15 protein-coding genes are annotated in these 21217 nt (G+C 46.1%); 14 read left to right on the top strand and 1 reads right to left on the bottom strand.

Annotated elements, in window-relative coordinates:
• Nucleotides 1–239 precede the first annotated feature (239 nt).
• From Q5076_RS13350 to Q5076_RS13315, 8 genes are all read left to right on the top strand, one after another.
• Nucleotides 240–1718 (top strand): alpha-L-fucosidase, encoded by a 1479-nt coding sequence (locus Q5076_RS13350; protein WP_303014096.1) that lies wholly within the window; start codon nt 240–242, stop codon nt 1716–1718.
• A 399-nt stretch (nt 1719–2117) separates the two neighbouring features.
• Nucleotides 2118–2480, top strand: a complete 363-nt coding sequence (locus tag Q5076_RS13345; protein ID WP_303014095.1) for a DUF488 domain-containing protein — start codon at nt 2118–2120, stop codon at nt 2478–2480.
• An 84-nt stretch (nt 2481–2564) separates the two neighbouring features.
• A complete protein-coding gene (locus Q5076_RS13340; RefSeq protein WP_303014094.1) occupies nt 2565–3797 on the top strand; it encodes a Cof-type HAD-IIB family hydrolase in 1233 nt (410 codons plus the stop codon).
• Nucleotides 3794–4951, top strand: coding sequence for an isochorismate synthase (locus Q5076_RS13335; RefSeq protein ID WP_303014093.1), 1158 nt, complete (start codon nt 3794–3796; stop codon nt 4949–4951). The genes Q5076_RS13340 and Q5076_RS13335 overlap by 4 nt, the downstream gene beginning before the upstream one ends.
• A gap of 20 nt (nt 4952–4971) precedes the next feature.
• Nucleotides 4972–6639, top strand: coding sequence for a 2-succinyl-5-enolpyruvyl-6-hydroxy-3-cyclohexene-1-carboxylic-acid synthase (gene menD, locus Q5076_RS13330; protein WP_303014092.1), 1668 nt, complete (start codon nt 4972–4974; stop codon nt 6637–6639).
• 3 nt (nt 6640–6642) lie between these two features.
• Nucleotides 6643–7467, top strand: a complete 825-nt coding sequence (menB, locus tag Q5076_RS13325) for a 1,4-dihydroxy-2-naphthoyl-CoA synthase (RefSeq protein WP_303014091.1) — start codon at nt 6643–6645, stop codon at nt 7465–7467.
• 25 nt (nt 7468–7492) lie between these two features.
• On the top strand, nt 7493–8518 hold the full coding sequence (locus Q5076_RS13320) for an o-succinylbenzoate synthase (protein ID WP_303014090.1): 1026 nt from the start codon (nt 7493–7495) through the stop codon (nt 8516–8518).
• A 22-nt stretch (nt 8519–8540) separates the two neighbouring features.
• The gene (locus tag Q5076_RS13315; RefSeq protein ID WP_303014089.1) at nt 8541–9626 is read left to right on the top strand and encodes an AMP-binding protein; all 1086 of its coding nucleotides are present in this window, start codon (nt 8541–8543) and stop codon (nt 9624–9626) included.
• A gap of 232 nt (nt 9627–9858) precedes the next feature.
• On the opposite strand, the gene Q5076_RS13310 is transcribed toward Q5076_RS13315, so the two are convergent.
• A complete protein-coding gene (locus Q5076_RS13310) occupies nt 9859–10422 on the bottom strand; it encodes an RNA polymerase sigma-70 factor (protein WP_303014088.1) in 564 nt (187 codons plus the stop codon).
• A gap of 233 nt (nt 10423–10655) precedes the next feature.
• Here Q5076_RS13310 and Q5076_RS13305 point away from each other — a divergent pair, with 233 nt between their 5' ends.
• The 6 genes from Q5076_RS13305 (at nt 10656) to Q5076_RS13280 (ending at nt 21196) form a co-directional block, all read left to right on the top strand.
• Nucleotides 10656–12647 (top strand): SUMF1/EgtB/PvdO family nonheme iron enzyme, encoded by a 1992-nt coding sequence (locus tag Q5076_RS13305; RefSeq protein ID WP_303014087.1) that lies wholly within the window; start codon nt 10656–10658, stop codon nt 12645–12647.
• Nucleotides 12648–12741: 94 nt separating this feature from the next.
• Nucleotides 12742–13668: a FecR family protein gene (locus tag Q5076_RS13300; protein ID WP_303014102.1), complete on the top strand. Its 927-nt coding sequence runs from the start codon at nt 12742–12744 to the stop codon at nt 13666–13668.
• Between the two features lie 249 nt (nt 13669–13917).
• Complete coding sequence (locus tag Q5076_RS13295) at nt 13918–17211, top strand: SusC/RagA family TonB-linked outer membrane protein (protein ID WP_303014086.1); 3294 nt, start codon at nt 13918–13920, stop codon at nt 17209–17211.
• Nucleotides 17212–17235: 24 nt separating this feature from the next.
• The gene (locus Q5076_RS13290) at nt 17236–18849 is read left to right on the top strand and encodes a SusD/RagB family nutrient-binding outer membrane lipoprotein (RefSeq protein ID WP_303014085.1); all 1614 of its coding nucleotides are present in this window, start codon (nt 17236–17238) and stop codon (nt 18847–18849) included.
• Nucleotides 18850–18873: 24 nt separating this feature from the next.
• Nucleotides 18874–19959, top strand: coding sequence for an endo-beta-N-acetylglucosaminidase family protein (locus tag Q5076_RS13285; RefSeq protein ID WP_303014084.1), 1086 nt, complete (start codon nt 18874–18876; stop codon nt 19957–19959).
• Nucleotides 19960–19981: 22 nt separating this feature from the next.
• Nucleotides 19982–21196, top strand: a complete 1215-nt coding sequence (locus Q5076_RS13280) for a DUF1735 and LamG domain-containing protein (protein ID WP_303014083.1) — start codon at nt 19982–19984, stop codon at nt 21194–21196.
• Nucleotides 21197–21217 lie beyond the last annotated feature (21 nt).

The raw sequence follows: 21217 nt of genomic DNA, 5'->3' as shown, positions 1-21217 counted from the left end.
ATTATAACGTACTAAATAAACAGACGCTTCTTACATGAAAAATTATGGCGTAAACATTAAAAAAGAAGTACATTTTTTACAGGAATCAGAGCGGATACCGTATATTTGCAAGTGCTTGTCCGTTTCCGGGATAGAGTGCCGGTACTCCAAATGCGCTGGTATCTGCCGAAATTTCCGGTCCTTTGGCTTGAGTCTTTGAAATTATCATGGTTTATTTACAAAGTAAAGAAAATAAAGATATGAAAACCTGCTATTTTATTTTGTTTCTGCTGATTGGAATACATGGATATGCACAGGAAATCGTTCCGTCGGATTTGCCTAATGCTACTCAAAAAGCCATGCTGGAACGTGGATATGGAATGTTCATCCATTTTGGAGTGAACACCTTTTCGGGAGATGAATGGTCTGACGGCAAAATTCCGGCTAGTGCGTACAACCCTGCTAAGCTGGATTGCGACCAATGGGTGAGAGTCGCCAAAGATGCAGGATTCCGGTATGTACTCCTTGTCGTCAAACACCATGACGGTTTTTGCCTTTGGGACAGCCGGTATACCGATTACGATGTGGCTTCTTCACCGGTAAAGACCGATGTGGTAGGCGAAGTGGCTAAAGCATGTAAAAAATACGGGTTGCAGTTTGCTTTCTATTATTCGCTTTGGGACCGTCATGAACCGTCCTATAAGGAAAAAGAGTTTGGAAAATACATTAACTATATGGAAAAGCAACTGACGGAGCTGCTTACCGGTTATGGTCCCGTACAGGAAATATGGTTTGACGGCGGATGGGATAAAAAGCCTGAAGAATGGCAGTTGCCTCGCATTTATAAACATATCAAGAAGCTGCAGTCCCAGTGTGCGGTGGGAGTGAACCACACCATCGTATTAAAAGAAGGGGAACGGAAGTTTGCATTGCCCGATTCGATGACAGTAGATGACAAATACGTATTTCAATACTTTCCCAGCGACTTCCGCTTGTGGGACCCTAAAATTGCACATAAATCCGATAAAAAGCAATACCTGTACCAAGGAAAGTCTTATTATCTTCCGTTTGAACACACTATCTGCCTGAGCAAGGCATGGAATTGGTTCCAGAAGAAACCGATGATGCCGGTACGTGCCCTCGACGAACTGGAAGAACTGTTCTATTGGTGCACGGATAACCATAACACACTGGTGGTAAATGTTCCTCCGGACGAAACCGGGCAAATACGCGAACACGAAGCCAATGCGGTTATTGAGCTGAGGAGAAGGTTGGGGATAGAAGACGGAAAGCCATTACCCCGGAACGGCAAATTCATTTCGTTAGGCAGTAAAGCCGTTGCGTCTTCGGTATGGAATGATGATAATGCCCGGTATGGCGCGCAATATGCTTCAGACGGGGGAATGCAGACACGGTGGGCGTCAGCAGATACGACGGCGACTCTGACCTTGGCGCTTGACGAATCCGAGCCTTTTAATAAAATAACCATATTTGAATGCTGTGACGTGAAGAATTCGGATGATGGTTTTTCCAATTATAGGGTAAATCGGATACAGGATTACCAAATAGACATAATGGAAGCTGGAGAGTGGAAAACCATTTACCGGTCGGACGAGCCGATGGGGGATTGTAAAGTCATACGTTTCCCTTATAGCTACCGTACTTCACAAATACGGTTGAATATATTGAAAGCTACGGCAGCGCCTTCTATCTATGAATTTAATGTCATTGACAAATAAACTGATTCGCGATGAAAAAGGGTGGGTTAAAGCCGCCGGTATCATCGTTTTCTTACTGACATGGATGCCGGCGGGTGAGTCTGTACGGTAAAGGATACATACATGAAATATTTCGTATCCTCTTCCCGCTTTTGGCACTTTTAGCGGCTTTTCTGTATTTTGCCTGCTTTTCAGGAAGAATATCACTTTTGAAAATTTAAAAAGGCGTGGAAATCGCTTTCATATTTGGCAGGCGTATGCTAAACATTTTTTTGTTTTTCCGGTTTATTTATGCGTATCGGCTCAAAAGCGGTCCGGCGGATGGAGAGAAACAAACGGTTAGTTTTTAATTCCGTCTCCGTGTAGGTACGGGCGGCAAGGGGGAGTACGGTAAATGAAACGCTCAAAAAGGTAAGAAAAATGATACAGGTTAGGATAAAGCGGGTTTACGAAGAATATTCAGAGGCGGACGGCTATCGGGTGTTAGTAGATAAACTATGGCCTCGCGGAATAAGAAAAGAATGGTTGAAACATGATTATTGGGCGAAAGACATAGCTCCTTCCGCCCCATTGCGTAAATGGTTTCATGAAGATATTCCGGGACATTGGAATGATTTTGCCGTGATGTACCAGAGGGAGTTGGATTCCTCTCCGGCTATGGCTGGTTTTCTGGCGCTCGCCAGGCCGCATTCTGTGGTAACATTGCTCTATGCATCTAAAGAACCCGTCTACAATCACGCCCGTATCCTTCGGGATTATTTGGAAATACACCTGAAAGAATGAAATTAAAGTAATTTTTATCAGTTTACGTTTTCTGTCGTTCACTCAATTTCCTACCTTTGTAATCTAAATCAAAATCGTACAGTCATGAAGTATAAATTATTGGTTCTTGATGTAGACGGAACGCTCCTTAATGATGCGAAAGAAATAAGTAAGCGTACATTAATGACCTTGTTGAAGGTCCAACAAATGGGAGTGCGTATTGTGTTGGCGTCCGGCAGGCCCACTTACGGTTTAATGCCGCTGGCGAAATCACTTGAGCTTGGAAATTATGGTGGGTTTATTCTTTCATACAACGGTTGTCAGATAATAAACGCTCAAAACGGAGAACTTCTGTTTGAACGGCGGATTAATCCGGAAATGTTGCCGTATCTGGAAAAGAAAGCCCGTAAGAATGGTTTTGCCTTATTCACCTATCATGATAATACGATTATAACGGATTCTCCTGAAAATGAACATATCCGGAATGAAGCCCGGTTGAATAACCTTCAAATTATCAAAGAAGAAGAGTTTTCTTCTTCCGTCGATTTCGCCCCTTGCAAATGCATGCTGGTCAGTGACGATGAAAAAGCGCTGACCGGGTTGGAAGAACATTGGAAAAGAAGATTGAACGGAGCTTTGGATGTTTTCCGTTCGGAGCCGTATTTTCTGGAAGTAGTTCCTTGTGGTATTGACAAGGCGAACTCCTTGGGAGCTTTGTTGGAAGCATTGGATATGAAACGCGATGAAGTCATCGCCATCGGGGACGGCGTATGCGATGTAACCATGATTCAGTTGGCGGGGTTGGGAATAGCTATGGGGCATTCTCAAGATTCTGTGAAAGTTTGCGCTGATTACGTGACCGCTTCTAATGAAGAGGACGGAGTAGCCATCGCGGTGGAGAAGGCCATTATAGCTGAAGTCCGTGCCGCTGAAATTCCTCTCGACCAGTTGAATGCGCAGGCCCGGCATGCGTTAATGGGAAATTTGGGCATCCAGTACACATACGCCGCTGAAGACCGTGTGGAAGCGACGATGCCGGTTGACCACCGTACCCGCCAGCCATTCGGCATCCTGCATGGTGGAGCAACTTTGGCGCTCGCCGAAACGGTTGCCGGACTTGGGTCGATGATTCTTTGCCAGCCGGACGAGATTATTGTAGGGATGCAAGTCAGCGGAAACCATATATCCTCCGCACACGAAGGGGATACGGTACGTGCGGTGGGAACGGTTGTACATAAGGGCCGTTCGTCTCACGTGTGGAATGTAGATGTGTTTACTTCAACCAATAAGCTGGTATCTTCCGTAAGAGTAGTCAACAGCGTGATGAAAAAAAGATGACCGACGAAGAAATAAGCAATTTGATAGCCATTGATACGCTTATCCGGCGGAAACAGCCGTTTGCGGTTTACCGTATTCCCGGTGAAACAGTCCTCCGGTTGGTGACGCAGGCGGAAGGGACAGTTCGTCTGATAGCCGATTTGCAGGAACTGAACGGGCAGAGAGGGTTTGTAATCGCCCCGTTTAAGATAAGCGGGGAATGTCCGGCAGTGCTGGTTCGGGCGGATGGGGAAGAACGGCTTTTGCCTTTTTCGGCGGAGCTGCGTGAAGAAGGTAAAAACAAACGGCCCGTGCAGGATAAAGAAACCCTGCAAACCGTTTGTTCTGAGAAGTACGCCTCCCGTTTCCGTATATTTATCCAAGCCTTGCGTGATAAAACCTTCGATAAGCTAGTCCTTTCCCGCAGTGTTACGGTCGGGAGGACATTTCCTTTTTCACCTTCATCCGCTTTCCAGGCGGCGTGCAAACGTTATATTCACTCATACGTGTATCTGTGTTATACGCCGCAAACCGGCATGTGGTTAGGAAGTACCCCGGAGGTTATACTGTCGGGAGGGAAAGACGGCTGGCACACGGTAGCGTTGGCTGGAACCCAACCGCTGCAGGCGGGCAGGCTGCCGCAAGTTTGGGATAATAAAAACAGGAAAGAACAGGAATATGTGACTTCCTACATCCGTCGCCAGCTTCTTTCATTGGGCATCCGTTCGACGGAAAACGGGCCTTATCCCGCTTATGCCGGAGCGTTGTCCCATTTAAAGACTGATTTCAGTTTTTCTTTGAAAAACAACAAGGAGCTGGGTAACCTTCTGAAAGTTTTGCACCCGACTCCTGCCGTCTGCGGGTTGCCTAAAGAAACGGCTTATCGGTTCATCTTGGAAAATGAAGGTTATGAACGCCGTTATTATTCCGGATTTATCGGATGGCTTGAGCCGGACGGAAAAACGGATTTGTATGTAAATCTTCGTTGCATGCATATTGAAGAGACGCAATTGACCCTTTATGCAGGCGGCGGATTGTTGGCTTCTTCGGAGCTGGACGATGAATGGCTGGAGACGGAAAAAAAGTTGCAGACCATGAAACGGATAATTATCTCGGCTCCTCGTCCGGATTTATCCGTACCCTGCATCCTGCAGTCCGTAACTCGCAATTTATAATATAATTCATAATTATCCTCATGTATACAGACAAGAAAAGCATATTGCAATTGATTGCGCTACTTGAAGCGCATGGGATAACCAGGGTCGTGTTATGTCCCGGTAGTCGGAATATTCCTATCGTGCATACACTGTCCAATCATCCGAATTTCACTTGCTATGCAATGACGGATGAACGGAGTGCGGGATATTTTGCCATAGGTCTTGCCTTGAACGGCGGTTGTCCCGTAGCTGTCTGTTGCACTTCCGGCACGGCGCTACTGAATCTTCATCCGGCTGTGGCGGAAGCCTATTACCAGAATGTCCCTCTAATTATTATTTCGGCAGACCGGCCCGCTGCCTGGATTGGACAAATGGACGGGCAGACGTTGCCGCAGCCCGGTGTTTTCCGGAATCTGGTGAAAAAATCGGTCCATCTTCCGGAAATCCGTACGGAAGAGGATGAATGGTATTGCAACCGTTTGATTAATGAAGCGTTACTGGAGACCAACCACCACGGTAAAGGTCCGGTGCACATCAATGTCCCTTTGTCCGAACCTTTGTTCCAGTTCACGGCAGACACGCTGCCGGAGGTACGTGTGATTACCCGTTACCAAGGATTGAATGTTTATGACCGCGACTATAACGCCCTGATTGACCGGATGAATAAATATCAGAGGCGGATGATAATCGTCGGCCAGATGAATCTGATTTATTTGTTCGAAAAGAAATACACGAAATTATTATACAAGCACTTCGTCTGGCTAACGGAACATATCGGTAATCAGACGGTTCCCGGTATTCCGATCAAGAATTTCGATACGGCGCTTTACGCGATGCCGGAAGATAAAATAAGCTGGATGACCCCCGAACTGTTAATTACCTATGGTGGACATGTCGTTTCCAAACGGTTGAAAAAATTCCTCCGCCAGTATCCGCCTAAAGAACACTGGCATGTATCTCCGGATGGAGAAGTAGTTGACCTTTACGGTTCACTTACTACGGTCATTGAAATGGACCCGTTCGAGTTCTTGGAAAAGATAGCGGGCCTGCTGGACAACCGTACTCCCGAATATCCCCGCGTATGGGAGAATTATTGTAAAACCATTCCCGAACCGGATTTTGCCTATTCGGAAATGTCGGCTGTCGGAGCGCTGATAAAGTCTTTGCCGGAATCATGCGCGCTTCATCTGGCAAACAGTTCTGTTGTCCGTTACGCACAGTTATACTCCGTCCCTTCTACGGTTGAAATCTGTTGCAACCGTGGAACGAATGGGATTGAGGGGTCGCTTTCCACCGCTGTCGGTTATGCGGCGGCTTCCGACAAGCTGAACTTTGTAGCTATCGGGGATTTGAGCTTCTTTTACGATATGAATGCGTTGTGGAATGCCAACGTCCGTCCCAATCTGCGTATCCTTTTGTTGAACAATGGAGGAGGAGAGATTTTCCACACTTTGCCGGGATTGGAAATGTCCGGTACATCCCATAAATTCATTGCGGCGGTTCATAAGACATCCGCCAAAGGATGGGCGGAAGAGCGCGGTTTTATCTATCTGCAGGCGGAAAATGACAAAGAGTTGACTGAAACGATGAAAACTTTCACTCAATCGGAAACGATGGAACAGCCTGTATTGCTGGAAGTGTTTACCAACAAAAACAAGGATGCGCGCATGTTGAAAAACTATTATCATCAATTAAAACAACAATAGATTATGTCGACACAAAGAGAATGGACAACCATCAGAGAATACGAAGATATTCTTTTTGATTATTATAACGGGATTGCCCGTATCACGATTAACCGTGAACGCTATCGGAATGCGTTCACTCCGACCACTACCGCTGAAATGAGCGATGCGTTGCGCATTTGCCGTGAAGAGGCAGACATTGATGTGATTGTAATTACCGGAGCCGGCGACAAGGCATTCTGTTCAGGAGGTGACCAGAATGTGAAAGGACGCGGCGGATATATCGGGAAAGACGGTGTGCCCCGTTTGAGTGTGCTGGATGTGCAAAAGCAGATTCGCAGTATTCCGAAGCCGGTGATTGCCGCCGTAAACGGTTTTGCCATTGGCGGCGGACATGTACTGCATGTGGTATGCGATTTGTCCATCGCCTCGGAGAATGCGATTTTCGGACAGACGGGGCCCCGCGTAGGCAGTTTCGATGCAGGATTCGGTGCCTCTTACCTGGCGCGCGTGGTAGGTCAGAAGAAAGCCCGTGAAATCTGGTTTCTTTGCCGCAAATACAATGCGCAGGAAGCATTGGAGATGGGATTGGTGAATAAGGTCGTTCCTTTGGAACAACTGGAAGATGAATATGTGCAGTGGGCGGAAGAAATGATGGCGCTTAGCCCGCTGGCATTGCGAATGATTAAAGCGGGGTTGAATGCCGAATTGGACGGCCAGGCAGGTATTCAGGAATTGGCGGGTGACGCCACACTGCTTTATTATCTGACAGATGAGGCTCAGGAAGGGAAAAATGCGTTTTTAGAGAAACGCAGACCGGATTTCAAACAATATCCGAAGTTCCCTTGACAGACATATTGAAAAACTGTTCATCATGAATTGCAAGATAGACATCGTTCCCCGGCTGCTTCATTTTAAGCGGCCGGCGGGAACTTCCAGAGGAACCTATACGACCCGGAAAGTGTGGTATCTTCATTTTACTTCTCCCGATTTTCCGGGAAAAAAGGGGATAGGGGAATGTGCGCCTTTACCCGATTTAAGTTGTGATGCTCTTCCCGACTATGAAGAAAGACTGGCAAAAGCTTGCCGGCAGGTGGAGAAAGACCGGGGAGAACTGGATATAGACGCTTTACGCGATTATCCTTCAATCCTGTTTGGGTTGGAAACGGCTGTCCGGCATTTCACAGCGGGAGGCTGGGCGTTGTACGATACCGCTTTTTCGCGTGGAGAGGTCGGGATTCCCATCAATGGTTTAATCTGGATGGGAGACTTTGATAATATGTTGTCCCAGATTGAGAAAAAGACGGAAGCCGGCTTTCGTTGCATCAAGTTAAAGATAGGAGCAATCAACTTTGAAGAAGAACTGGCGTTATTGCGTCATATCCGCGCGCATTTCTCCGCCAAGGAAATCGAGTTGCGTGTAGATGCTAACGGAGCCTTTTCTCCGGCTGACGCAATGGAAAAACTAAAACGCTTGTCCGAACTGGATTTACACTCCATCGAACAGCCGGTTCGTGCCGGACAATGGGAGGAAATGGCACGCCTCGCCTCCGAATCTCCGTTACCTATAGCCTTGGATGAAGAGTTGATAGGATGTAATACACGGGAGGAGAAGCAAAAACTACTTTCGGCAATTCGTCCGCAATACATCATTATCAAACCTTCTCTTCACGGAGGAATATCCGGAGGGAACGAGTGGATTGCCGAAGCGGAAAAACTGCAAATCGGCTGGTGGATAACTTCTGCCTTGGAATCGAACATCGGCCTGAATGCCATCGCCCAGTGGTGTGCGACATTCGATAATCCGCTGCCACAGGGATTGGGGACAGGGTTGCTCTTTACAGATAATGTAGAGGCACCTCTTGAAATAAGAAAAGATTGTTTGTGGTTCTGTCAATGAAACTGTTGAAAGGAGTAGTGCGATGATATTCGATCGACAACGACAACGTTTGTTACTGGAAGGAAAAGAATATACCTTTGAAGACATAAAGCGATTGATGGCGGAAGGAGCGGAAAAGTATTCTCCCGCCGAGTGGGATTTGTTTCTTTTCTTGGATAAATGGTTTGACGGTTCCCCGTTCGTCAAGGTCCATACGTCAGGCTCTACGGGCACGCCGAAAGAACTGTTCGTGCGTAAAGACCGGATGATGCAAAGCGCCCGCCTGACTTGTGAGTTCCTGGAGTTGAGAGAAGGTGACCCTGTATTGTTATGCATGAATCTTCGTTATATCGGCGCGATGATGGTAGTTGTCCGTTCTTTGGTCGCAGGTCTGGACCTGATTGCCCGTCCTGCTTCCGGACATCCGTTAGCGGAGGTAAAAGAACCGTTGAGATTCGCAGCGATGGTTCCCCTGCAGGTATATAACACGTTGCAAGTTGCCGAAGAAAAAGAGCGGCTGAGGCAGACGGATATCTTGATTATAGGAGGCGGGGCGGTCGATGAGGCTTTGGAAACAGAGATAAAGTCCCTACCAACCGTGGTCTATTCCACTTACGGCATGACTGAAACTCTGTCCCATATCGCTCTCCGCCGTCTGAACGGGGCATCGGCTTCGAAACGATATTATCCCTTTCCTTCCGTCAAGCTGTCTTTATCCGCTGGGAATACATTGGTAATCGATGCTCCCCTTGTTTGTGACGGTAGCTTGCAGACTAATGACATCGCGCGCCTCTATCCCGACGGAGGTTTTATCATTTTAGGCAGGAAAGATAACGTCATTAATAGTGGAGGAGTCAAAATTCAGGCGGAAGAGGTGGAGAAGTTGCTCCGTCCTTTGATTCCCGTGCCGTTTGTCATTACTTCGGTTCCGGACCGGCGCTTGGGACAGGCTGTGGTTTTACTGCTGGAGGGGAAACCTGATATGGAGGAAATAGCCGGTAAGTTGCAGGAAATTCCGGAACCTTACTATCGTCCCAGACATCTCTTGGCGACAAATAATATTCCGCAGGCGGGAAACGGGAAACCGAACCGGGCGGAATGCCGTAAATTGGCGGAAAGGCTGCTATGACCGGTCGTTTTGAAAATTCCGATGCATTTGCCACCCCTCTTCATTTTCTCTGCCCGTCCCGGCTTTGTGAGGGACTTGTGTTTCAGGGACGCCGTTCTTGTGTGCAATATCGTTCGGTATCCAATCTGTTGGCATTAAATTTCTTTTCAACGGGGTGTAAACTTACTACTTTGCCTTACTGCTAAAGTTTTCGGACGAAACGCCGCATCTTTTGTCGATGGGGGAAAGGAGGTCAGGAACGAAATAGCAACAGGAGAAGAAATGGCATATAGTCTTTCAATTCATTCCGCAACAGTTCCATCGTTTTTTGCTTGTACCGGTTGACAGATTTCACGCTAAGTTTCATCTCTTCCGCAATTTCCGCGTGTGTTTTGCCTTCAAAGAAACTTTTTATGAATACCGTACGGTAATTTTCCGGGAGTTTGTCCAAGGTTTCATACAACATCCTGTATAATTCATCGAGAGTATATACGCTATCTGGTTCCGTTTCGTAAACGGGAGCTTTCTTCTGGATGTTTTCAGCGTAATTCCATTCATATTCCTGATGTTTCAGGAAGTTTAGGCAACTGTTTTTCACACACATTTTGATGTATCCCAGTGCAGTGTCCGATTGCAGGTCAAAAACGTCTGTATCTAACTTGTCCCATAATGAAGTGAACACGTCGGATACGATGTCCTCTCGTGTCTCTTTGTCGTCGATGAATCTTTTCGCATACAGACAGAATGGGGCGTAATAGTCCTCATAAAGTTGTTTAAAAGCCCGTTCTTTAGTCTGTTTGGAAAAAGATATTTTCATTATTTTGAGGTTCTGCAGTTTTTCATTCTGGTGCAAATATATAATAAGAAAATCAGCAAAACCTAATTTTTCCATTCTTTTTTTATTTCAGTACTCTTGGCTGCAACAATGAAAGCAGCATGAATAATCCTTTGTGTTTACAAGCGGGAATCTGGTGGAGCGGGAAAAATAACGGGGTATGCTGTCCTTTTATCTGTGTGATGATTGTATTATATGTAAACAGGAATTGAAATATGAAAAACAAGTCTTTTTTATTGGTTGTGGCCTTTTGTTTGCCGATGTATGCTCAGGAAGTTTCCAAGCCTTTGGTCCCGATGGTTGAAATTCCCTCCGGAAGTTTCTACATGGGAAGTGACGGCTTGGGTGAGGATTTTGATGAGGCTCCCATTCATAGGGTAGTCATTTCCCGTCCGTTCCGTATGGGGCTTACAGAGATTACCAATGCCCAATACGAAGCCTTTTGTCCGGAACATCGGAAATTACGGGGGAAAAACGGGGTTTCTTTGGAAGATGATGAAGCGGTAGTCAATGTGAGTTATTTCGATGCTGTTGCCTTTTGCGAATGGCTTAGCCGGAAAGAGGGTAAAAATTATCGTTTACCGACTGAGGCGGAATGGGAATATGCCTGCCGGGCAGGTACGTACACCTTGTTTTCTGCGGGAGACGGACTTCCTGCCACTTGCCTGCGGAATCAAAAAGTAGCCCGCGACTTCGAGCCGGTATCTTTAAAGGTGGGCCAGACTCCTCCGAATGCATTCGGACTTTATGATATGCACGGAAATGTGGAAGAATGGTGTTTGGACTGGTATGCCCCTTATTCGGGAGAAGAACTGGAAGACCCGGCAGGTCCGTTGGCCGGAGAATTCCGGGTCACCAGGGGGGGAAGTCATCATACTCCGGAGAAATACCTGCGAAGTGCCAATCGGATGGCTATGATTCCGGGGGACAGACATTCCCAAACCGGATTTAGGATTGTCGAGTCGGATACTCATCTGCAGGTGTCAGGCGGTTCCGTTCCTGTCCCGTTCCATCGAAAAGAGGTAAGAAAGACACCCGTGAAATGGAAAAAAGTTGCAGCCGTCATACCGGTGTTTCTGCCTCCGATACCGTTTGTCGTGCGTCCCGCGTGTGATTCGGGTACTCCGTTTTATCTGCATAACCACCAACCTGCGGTTACGTGGTGTGATAATGGAGATTTGCTGGCAATCTGGTTTTCGGCAAATGAAGAGAACGGGAGGGGGATGGTAGTACTCGGTTCCCGCCTGCGTGCCGGACATACAGATTGGGACACGGCTTCTCTGTTTTTTAAAGTTCCCGACCGGAATATGACGGGCAGTGCTTTGTTTAATGACGGGAGAGGCAAGTTGTATCATATTAACGGAGTGGAGGCATCGGGAGATTGGCAGAATCTGGCGATGGTGTTGCGTACCAGCACAGATAACGGAATTTCATGGAGTACTCCCGAACTGATTGCTCCTGAGCATACCAAACGCCATCAGGTGATAGCCGGTACGATTCGTACTCGTGAAGGATGGCTGGTTCAGGCTTGTGATGCCGGTCCGGGCAGCCACGACGGTGCTGCCGTTCATATCAGCAAAGACGGGGGGAAAACTTGGTATGACCCTTGGGACGGCGCTCCTTTACCGAAGTTTGAGGAAGGAGGAACGGGAAGTACGATTGCAGGCATTCATGCCGGAATCGTGCAATTGAAGGACGGGAGTTTGATGGCTTTGGGACGTGGAAACAGCATACGGAACAAGGAGGGGAAACTTCGGATGCCGATGAGCATTTCCAGTGACATGGGAAAGAGCTGGAGATATGCGGCAAGTGAGTTGCCTCCCATTGACGGAGGGCAGCGCCTCGTCTTGATGCGGCTGAACGAAGGGCCTTTGTTGTTGGTCTCTTTCACGGACCATCCGCAGCGTACCCCTTTGGCGGAGCGTGGACTGGAGTTTAAAGATAAAGATGGGAATGTGAAGAAAGGATACGGCATGTATGTGGCTCTTTCTTATGACGAAGGCAAGACATGGCCGGTAAAGAAGCTGCTTACAGATGGAAAATACCGTTTTTTAAACGGCGGAGCATGGACTGGGTATTTCGAAACGGATGAGAACCATGCCGAACCGCGTGGCTATCTTGCAGGGACGCAAACGCCTGATAATATGATTCATATTCTTAGCAGTAGGCTGCATTATCGTTTTAATCTGGCTTGGATTGAAAAATAAAATAAAAAAATCTGTTTTTGCTGTCCCTTTCCGTTTCCTTCAGTTGTATTATTAATGTAATTGCAATTAAAAAGATAAAATTTTGAAAGAGAACATGGAAAATATGAGTCCGGAATCATTGCTCCGTAAGGCGCAAGCGTTGGGAGAGGATATCAGGGAAATGGAGTCCGTCAATGTATGGGATGCCTATCACCGGGCACAAGCCAGAATAAAAAGGGCGGAAAGAAAGAAAACTGTATATGTCCGGTTGATGCGTTATGCCGCTTTGTTGAGCATTCCTCTTTTCGTCTCTTCTCTAGTTTTGGGATATTTATATTGGAGCGGAGTGGGAACAGAAGAGAAGTATGCTGAGATTACGGCGGCTACGGGAGCGGTTATACGGTACGAACTTCCGGACCATTCGGTTGTCTGGTTGAATTCTGGCAGTACTTTGCGTTATCCGACCGTTTTCAAGAAAGAGAACCGCAATGTGATGTTGAAGGGAGAAGCGTACTTTGAAGTACAGGCGGATAAGGAGCGTCCTTTTTATGTGAATACTCCGGCGGGACTGAGCGTGTATGTGTACGGTACGAAGTTTAATGTGAATGCTTATGAGGATGATAACAGCATAGAAACCGTGTTGGAGAAGGGAAAGGTGAATGTGGTTTCCCCTGATGGGAAGACCACTGTTCGGCTCTCTCCGGGAGAACGGCTCCTTTACGACAAGCTGAATCATAAATTGTCAAAGAGCAAGGTGGATGTTTATGAGAAGGTGGCGTGGAAAGACGGGAAGCTGATATTCCGTAATGCCGAACTGGATGAAATATTTAAACGGTTGGCACGGCATTTCAATGTGGATATCCGGTTCAATAATAAATCCGGTAAGGAATATAAGTACCGTGCGACTTTCCGTAATGAAACGTTACCGCAGATATTGGATTATCTGGCAAAGTCGGCAAATTTGAAATGGAGAACCGAGGAGGCCGTACAGCAAGCTGACGATACCTTTACAAAGAAAAAAATAATAGTGGATTTATATTAGTAACCATTTAAAACAGAAATAGCCTATGATATGACACAAGGATTATAAAAAAGGAAGAAAGCTGCTACCAACAGTTCTCTTCCCTTCGATTTTTCGGATTCACGGTGCAGGGTCTCGCAAACGCTAACCGGAATCAAACCATAGTTCATTTAGTAATAAACTTTAGTTAGCCACAAATGTATGAAAAAAAATCATTCATTTACAGCATTATGTCCTAAATATGCTTTAAATCTAAAACTTCCTTTAGTTATGAGGATTAGTCTGACGTTACTTTTTGCAGTAGTATTGCAACTTTCTGCCAAAAACGGTTATGCCCAGCGGACGCGGGTTGCCATTTCGATGGACAATGTATCTGTAGAACAGGTACTGAATAGGATTGAGGAAACTTCCGACTATGTTTTCCTCTATAATGATAAAACGATTCAGAAGAATCGTATTGTATCTGTGAAAAACAATTCCGGTAAAATCTTGGATATTCTCGATGAGGTGTTTAAAGGAACCAATGTTACCTATACAGTAGTTGACAAGCAGATTATCCTGTCTACCGGCAGATTAAACGTGACGAAACAAGACCCTGTCATTCAAGTGAAGGGGACGGTAAAAGATGTGAAAGGAGAGCCTCTTATCGGGGTGAATGTGAAAGTAAAAGGAACAACTGCCGGAGCTATCACGGATTTTGACGGAAACTTTCAGATTCAAGCAAAGAAAGGAAGCATACTGGAAATATCCTATATCGGGTATGCTTCTCAAGAAATCGAGGTTACCGGCAATAAACCTCTTTCTGTTGTGATGGCGGAAGATACGAAAGTGTTGAATGAGGTTGTCGTGACGGCTTTAGGCATTAAACGTGAAACGAAGTCATTGACATACAACGTACAGCAGATTGACGGCGATGAGGTGGCGAAGGCGAAAGATATGAATGTGATGAGCAGCCTTGCCGGCAAGGTGGCAGGCGTGAATATCAATGCGAGTGCATCCGGTATTGGAGGCGGCGCCCGCGTGGTGATGCGCGGTACGAAGTCTATATCCGGTAACAACAATGCTCTGTATGTGGTGGATGGAGTTCCTTTGGCAAATATATCGGGTGAACAGCCTGATGACCAATATACGGGAGCCGGGCAGTCCGGTGACGGATTAGCAAACTTCAATGCTGATGATATTGAGTCGATTTCGGTACTTAGCGGTTCGGCTGCCGCTGCTTTATACGGTTCTGCCGCTGCCAACGGCGTGGTACTTATCACGACGAAAAAAGGGGCTGTGGATAAGACCAGGCTCACTTACAGTAATAATACGACTTTCTATTCGCCGTTCAGGTTGCCGGAGTTCCAGAATACATACGGTTCGGAAACGGGAGAATGGTATAGCTGGGCGTCTAAATTGTCGTCTCCTACGGATTATGAGGTAAAAGACTTTTTCCAGACGGGGTATAATGTGGCAAACACCGTGAGCCTGACTACAGGAACGCAAAAGAACCAGACTTATGTATCTGTAGGCGCTGTGAATGCGCGAGGCATCATTCAGAATAATGATTTGGACAGGTATAATTTTTCTGTCCGGAACACTACTTCCATGCTGAATGATAAGCTGAATATGGATTTAAGTTTTATGTATTCCAATGTGAAGGAACAGAATATGCTGGCACAGGGAGAATATGCTAACCCGCTGGTTCCCGTTTATCTGTTTCCGCGCGGTGATGATTTTTCCAAATACCAGTATTATGAGCGGTATGACGTAGACCGTAATATAAAGACGCAGTTCTGGCCGTTGAACGACAACGGGTTGTCCATGCAGAATCCGTACTGGATTACCAATCGGAATATGTACACCAATAAGAAAGATCGTTTTCTGGCAAGCGGTTCATTGAAATATACGATAACGGATTGGTTGAATGTTTCCGGACGAGTAAAGCTGGATAAGGAAACCATCCATTCGGAAAAAAAAATGTATGCTTCCACATTGAATGTGATTGCTGAAAACTCGGACAAGGGGGCGTATGTGCAGTCGAATAAAAATACCAGCCAAATTTATGCGGATGCCATGTTGAATATTAACAAGTATTTCTGTCACGATACCTGGAATCTTACGGCATCTTTGGGTGCCAGTTTATTGGATTTGGATTATAGGGAACTTAATTTCGGAGGCGGGCTGTTAACTATACCTAATTTGTTTACTGCCAACAACACGAATGTTTCTGGTAAATTGACGTATAAGAATACGAATTATCATGACCGTACCAATTCTTTGTTCGGAACTTTCTCATTGGGATATAAGGGAATGGTTTATGTAGATGGTTCGTTGCGCAATGACTGGATATCTGCATTGGCGGGAACAAACCACTCTTCCATTTTATATCCTTCTATCGGCGCTTCGGCTATTCTGACTAATATGTTTGCCATGAAGTCCGGCATCCTGTCTTATGCAAAAGTCCGCCTTTCGTACAGTGAGGTGGGAAATGCGCCGGAGAGGTTCAGGGCTATCACCACGTATGCAGTGTTGGGAGGGTTGAATACTACTTCCTATTTTCCAATAAAGGATTTGAAACCGGAAAGGACTCATTCGTGGGAAGGGGGATTTAACCTGGGATTATTTGACAATAAACTGACGTTGGATGTGACGGCTTACAAGACATATACGGAGAACCAACTTTTCAGTCCGGAAATATCTACGACAACCGGATACTCTAAATTATATGTAAATGCGGGCAAGGTGACGAATAAGGGAATTGAGTTGGCTCTTGGATTTAAGCAGAATATAGGACCTGTGGATTGGAAGACCACCTTGCTTTGGTCTCTTAATAGAAACCGTATTGACCAGTTGCTTCCTGAATATACAAACGAGGAGTTGGGGGTGACGGTACATTTGGATGAGATGGATGTGTATTCATTGGGCGGCGCCAAACAACGGTTGACCGTAGGCGGCTCTATGGGAGACGTGTATGTGAATACGATGAGGACGGATGAACATGGGCATATCTGGATGAATTCGATGACGGGTGCTTTGGAGACGGACAAGAATAATTATGTCTATGCCGGCAATACGAATCCGAAGTACACACTTAGCTGGCGCAATGAGTTTAACTGGAAAGGAATCAGTCTCGGATTTATGGTGAATGCCCGTGTGGGCGGTATCGGAGTGTCTGCTACTCAGGCAGTGATGGATTATTATGGAGTGTCTAAGGCATCGGCGGAAGCGAGGGACAACGGAGGTGTGAGAGTGAACGGTCAGATGATTGACGCCCAAACATGGTATCAGACTGTCGGTGCCAACGGAACAGGTTATGTCGGTTCCATGTATGTGTATAGCATGACAAATGTCCGTTTGGGAGAATTGACCTTGGGCTATGATATTCCTGTCAATAGATGGTGTAAATGGATTTCGGGATTGAACGTGTCTTTTGTAGGACGAAATTTATGGATGCTTTATTGCAAGGCACCGTTTGATCCGGAGTCTACGGCAAGTACGGGTACTTATAATCAGGGTATGGATTATTTCATGCAACCGAGTCTGAGGTCGATGGGATTTTCTGCAAAAATTTCTTTCTAATTGGATTAACCTTTAAAAAAGATAATGATGAACATACGTAAGTTTTTTAAGATAAGGAACTGCTATTTACTCCTTGGAGTGATTATGATAAATGTAGGGTGTACGAAGAGTTTTCTGGAGTACAATACTAATCCTAACGAGGCGACTGACGAGATGACGGATTGGGATAACGTGAGGACGGGCTCTCTTCTGTTACAGATGGAGCAGAACGTATTGGTAGTGGCGCAGCCGGGACTTAATATCGGTTCGGACAGGTATCAGACGGTGGAAGTGATGGGAGGAGACGGTTATGTCGGATATTTCGGTTTCCCTGCTCCCAGCATTAATTCCGCCGGCCGTTACAATTGGGATAAGAGAAGTTGGTACGGTGATATGTTTACAACCAATTACCTGACGACGATGAATGCTTGGCGTGAAATCAGAAAGGCGATTAATAACGATGAAGACCCGCGTTTCTCTATGGCGCAGATTCTGAAGGTGGCTGCGATGCACCGGGTCACGGATACCTACGGTCCTATTCCTTATTTGAACTTCGGGGTTTCGAAAGAAGTGCCTTATGATTCGCAAAAGGATGTTTATTATAGGTTTTTTGAAGAATTGGATGGGGCTATCAGCAATCTGGAAAGTTATGCGGCATCCGGAAACAAGGTGTTGTCGTCATGGGATTGTGTATTCAACGGTGATGTTACGGCTTGGATAAAATTTGCCAACTCGCTTCGTTTGCGTCTTGCGATGCATCTTGCCTATATAGATGAAGTGAAGGCGAAAAGCGAAGCCCGGCTGGCTATCGACAACAGTTACGGTTTGATGAGTGCGAAGTCAGACCTGGCGGAATTGCAGCATATCACTCCGATAGCAACTTATGAAAGCCCCCTTTATGTTCTGAAGGGATGGGATGATATCTGTATGGGAGCGACTCTGGATTCATACATGAATGGATACCAGGACCCTCGGCTTTCCGCTTATTTTGAAACGGGTACGGATGGAAAGTACCGTGGCATCAGAGCCGGAATGTCAAAGGATATAAGTAAGGATAAATACATAACCGGAATCTTTTCCGTTCCTCAGGCGACTGCCACTTCCAATGTGGTATGGATGCGTTCGTCCGAGTCGTATTTCCTGTTGGCGGAATATGCTTTGCGGTGGGGGACGGGTGCTGATGCTAAAAAGTATTATGAAGAGGGGATAAGAATGTCTTTTGACGAACATGGGGTATCGGGAGTTGACGAGTATCTGGCAAGAACAGCGGAAGACGGCTATGTTCCCGCCGATTATGAGGACCCGGTGACTTCTTCTCATTCTATGGATGCGTTGGGTACTGTGTCTGTTGCCTGGGATGAGTCGGGTGACTTTGATACGAATCTGGAACAAATTATTACACAGAAGTACATCGCTCTTTATCCGGTGGGACAGGAAGCGTGGACGGAGTTCCGTCGCACCGGCTATCCGAAAGTGTTTCCGGTGGTTGTAAACGAAAGTTCCGGCGGTTCAGTGAATACGGATATTCAGATTCGCAGGTTGCCTTATCCGGAATCGGAGTATAACACCAACAGGACGGAATTGGATAAAGGCATCACACTTTTAGGCGGAGTGGATAACCCCGGTGTCAGATTATGGTGGGATGTTGCTAATAAATAATCGGTTAGTTAAATTATGCAGAATATGAAAAGAAATTACCTATATTTTTTGTTCACATGCTTTTTGACGTTAATTGTGAGCGGTTGTGATACGGATATTGAACCGGAAATTATACAGGCGGCGAATACTTATGATGAAGAGTATTTTCAAAACTTGCGTGAGTATAAGAAAACGGACCACGCTATATGTTTCGGCTGGTATGCGGGGTATACTTCGGAAGCGTCTCCTTCACAGGGACTTCATTTTACAGGATTGCCGGACAGTTTGGATATTGTCAGCCTATGGTCCGGTATCCCTTCCGACAATCCGGCTTATGTAGAAACCAGTTATTATAACGAACGTTATTTGCCGACAGCTTATGAGGAGATGAATTACATTCGCGAGGTGAAAGGCACTCGTGTTGTGATGTGTACGATTTGCCGTATTGCGAATACGGAGTTTCCTAAAACGGATGAGGGTATCGAGGCTTATGCTTTGTATCTTGCAAGATGTGTGTTGCGTAACGATTTGGATGGTCTGGATTTGGACTATGAACCGGAAGGCGACTGGTTGCAGAATGATAATTTTACAAAATTTATAAAAGTGTTGGGCAATTATTTCGGACCTCAATCGGGTACGGGTAAATTATTAATAGTCGACTTTTATAATCAGGTTCCTCCTAAGGAGACGGAACCGTATGTTGATTATTTTGTCCGGCAGTGTTATAGTTCCAGCAGTACACAGGCGTTACAATTCAGGTTTGACCAGCTTAGCAGTTGGTGTCCTCCTGAAAAGTTCATTGCTACGGAACAGATGGGCTGGTATTGGCAAGACGGCGGAGTAGAGTTTACGGAGGCTGACGGGAATAAGGTCGATTCATGGGGAAACCCGCTGTATTCTGTGATAGGCATGGCGCGCTGGAACCCGACACAAGGGCGAAAAGGCGGATTTGGAGGGTATTATTTTGAATATGAGTACAATACTACCCGTCCGGCTAACCAAGCTATAGGCGATAAAGAGAAAACGGCTATTCCTTATTATAGCCTTCGACGCGGCATTCAGGAACAAAATCCTGCCGGAAAACCTGTACGGCAGTCTACTGAAAAAGAAACGGAAGAAGAAAACGGATGAAAACTAAATTTGTATGTAAGGTATGAAAACATGGAATAATATAAGAAAAATAGCGGGAATTGCTTTGGTAGGAATGGCTTCTTTCATGTTGTTAGGATGTCAGGAAGCTGCTCAAAAGGGTGACGGATTATTAATGACCGGAACAGCTTCGGATAAGTTGGTGAAGTTTGCTGTAGACGGATTCCCGTCTGCGTATGCCGTTTCTGTGACTTCGACTTCCCGCGTTGAGTGGGATATCCAGGTGAATCTGGCTGTTGACGTGAGTCTGGTTGATAGTTACAATGCGGAAATGGGAACTAATTATTATCCTGTTCCGGAGGGTTCTTATACATTTGAGAATCCAGACGTTACGATTTCTGCCGGACAGGCAATCTCTTCCGCTGCGTCTCTTTCGATTGTCGATGATTCAGAGTTTGTGCCGGGACGTGTTTATTTAGTGCCGGTGACGATAAAAAGCGCGACGGGTGGTTTGGATATCATAGAAGCAGGACGTACTATTTTCCTGAAAGTGTCCCGGACATTGCGTTTTTACGCTCCTTATGTGGGGCAGGCTTCTATGGCTTACCAGTTCTTGCTTCCGGACCCTATTCCTTCATTGCCCACTTATACTTGGGAAGTGAAAATTTATGCTACGAAATTCCGTTCTTCCGGTGCTTCAGGCACTACCCGCGTCTGCTCGTTCGGAGGTAGTGAGGATTCTGTAGAAGGGGGAGCGATTGATGACGGTGGATTTAAATGTGACCAGAATCTGCTTCGTTTCGGTGAAGGAACAGATGAACCGAACCAATTGCACGTAACGACTAAACAGGGTAAGATGTCGTCTAATACGCGGTTTGCTTTGAATACCTGGTATTCCGTTGCTTTGGTGAACGACGGCAATACTTTGACATTGTACATCAATGGGGAGAAGGACAATTCCATAACGGTCGCCCCGTATGAATACGCGCTTTATGGGGTACAAATCGGGATGCCTTCGAAAGGTTATCAATCTTCACAGTTGTTTTACGGTCGTTTGAGTGAAATGCGTCTTTGGACCCGTCCCTTGTCTGCTCGTGAAATCAAAGCAAATGTGTGTGGCGTAGACCCTTCCACCGACGGGCTCGTGTCTTATTGGCGGATGAATGAGGGAGAAGGTACTACTTTCTATGATTTGTCTCCGTCAAAACGTGATATAAGTTATAAGAACGGAATCACGATTGACTGGACTTATGACGATACGAATAAATGTGTTGAATAAGGCGATAATAATTGAATAGAT

It is taken from the genome of uncultured Bacteroides sp., assembly GCF_958445495.1.
Classification (GTDB): domain Bacteria; phylum Bacteroidota; class Bacteroidia; order Bacteroidales; family Bacteroidaceae; genus Bacteroides.
Note: the sequence above shows the minus strand (reverse complement) of the source record. Positions and strands in the feature narration are given on the sequence as shown.

Excerpts from the sequence above, each read along its gene's own strand:
- Q5076_RS13280 (WP_303014083.1), top strand. The coding sequence starts at position 19,982 with ATGAAAACATGGAATAATATAAGAAAAATAGCGGGAATTGCTTTGGTA.
- menB (WP_303014091.1), top strand. The coding sequence starts at position 6,643 with ATGTCGACACAAAGAGAATGGACAACCATCAGAGAATACGAAGATATT.
- Q5076_RS13295 (WP_303014086.1), top strand. The coding sequence starts at position 13,918 with ATGAGGATTAGTCTGACGTTACTTTTTGCAGTAGTATTGCAACTTTCT.
- Q5076_RS13290 (WP_303014085.1), top strand. The coding sequence starts at position 17,236 with ATGATGAACATACGTAAGTTTTTTAAGATAAGGAACTGCTATTTACTC.
- Q5076_RS13285 (WP_303014084.1), top strand. The coding sequence starts at position 18,874 with ATGAAAAGAAATTACCTATATTTTTTGTTCACATGCTTTTTGACGTTA.
- Q5076_RS13310 (WP_303014088.1), bottom strand. The coding sequence starts at position 10,422 with ATGAAAATATCTTTTTCCAAACAGACTAAAGAACGGGCTTTTAAACAA.
- Q5076_RS13345 (WP_303014095.1), top strand. The coding sequence starts at position 2,118 with ATGATACAGGTTAGGATAAAGCGGGTTTACGAAGAATATTCAGAGGCG.
- Q5076_RS13305 (WP_303014087.1), top strand. The coding sequence starts at position 10,656 with ATGAAAAACAAGTCTTTTTTATTGGTTGTGGCCTTTTGTTTGCCGATG.
- Q5076_RS13315 (WP_303014089.1), top strand. The coding sequence starts at position 8,541 with ATGATATTCGATCGACAACGACAACGTTTGTTACTGGAAGGAAAAGAA.
- menD (WP_303014092.1), top strand. The coding sequence starts at position 4,972 with ATGTATACAGACAAGAAAAGCATATTGCAATTGATTGCGCTACTTGAA.
- Q5076_RS13335 (WP_303014093.1), top strand. The coding sequence starts at position 3,794 with ATGACCGACGAAGAAATAAGCAATTTGATAGCCATTGATACGCTTATC.
- Q5076_RS13320 (WP_303014090.1), top strand. The coding sequence starts at position 7,493 with ATGAATTGCAAGATAGACATCGTTCCCCGGCTGCTTCATTTTAAGCGG.
- Q5076_RS13340 (WP_303014094.1), top strand. The coding sequence starts at position 2,565 with ATGAAGTATAAATTATTGGTTCTTGATGTAGACGGAACGCTCCTTAAT.
- Q5076_RS13300 (WP_303014102.1), top strand. The coding sequence starts at position 12,742 with ATGGAAAATATGAGTCCGGAATCATTGCTCCGTAAGGCGCAAGCGTTG.
- Q5076_RS13350 (WP_303014096.1), top strand. The coding sequence starts at position 240 with ATGAAAACCTGCTATTTTATTTTGTTTCTGCTGATTGGAATACATGGA.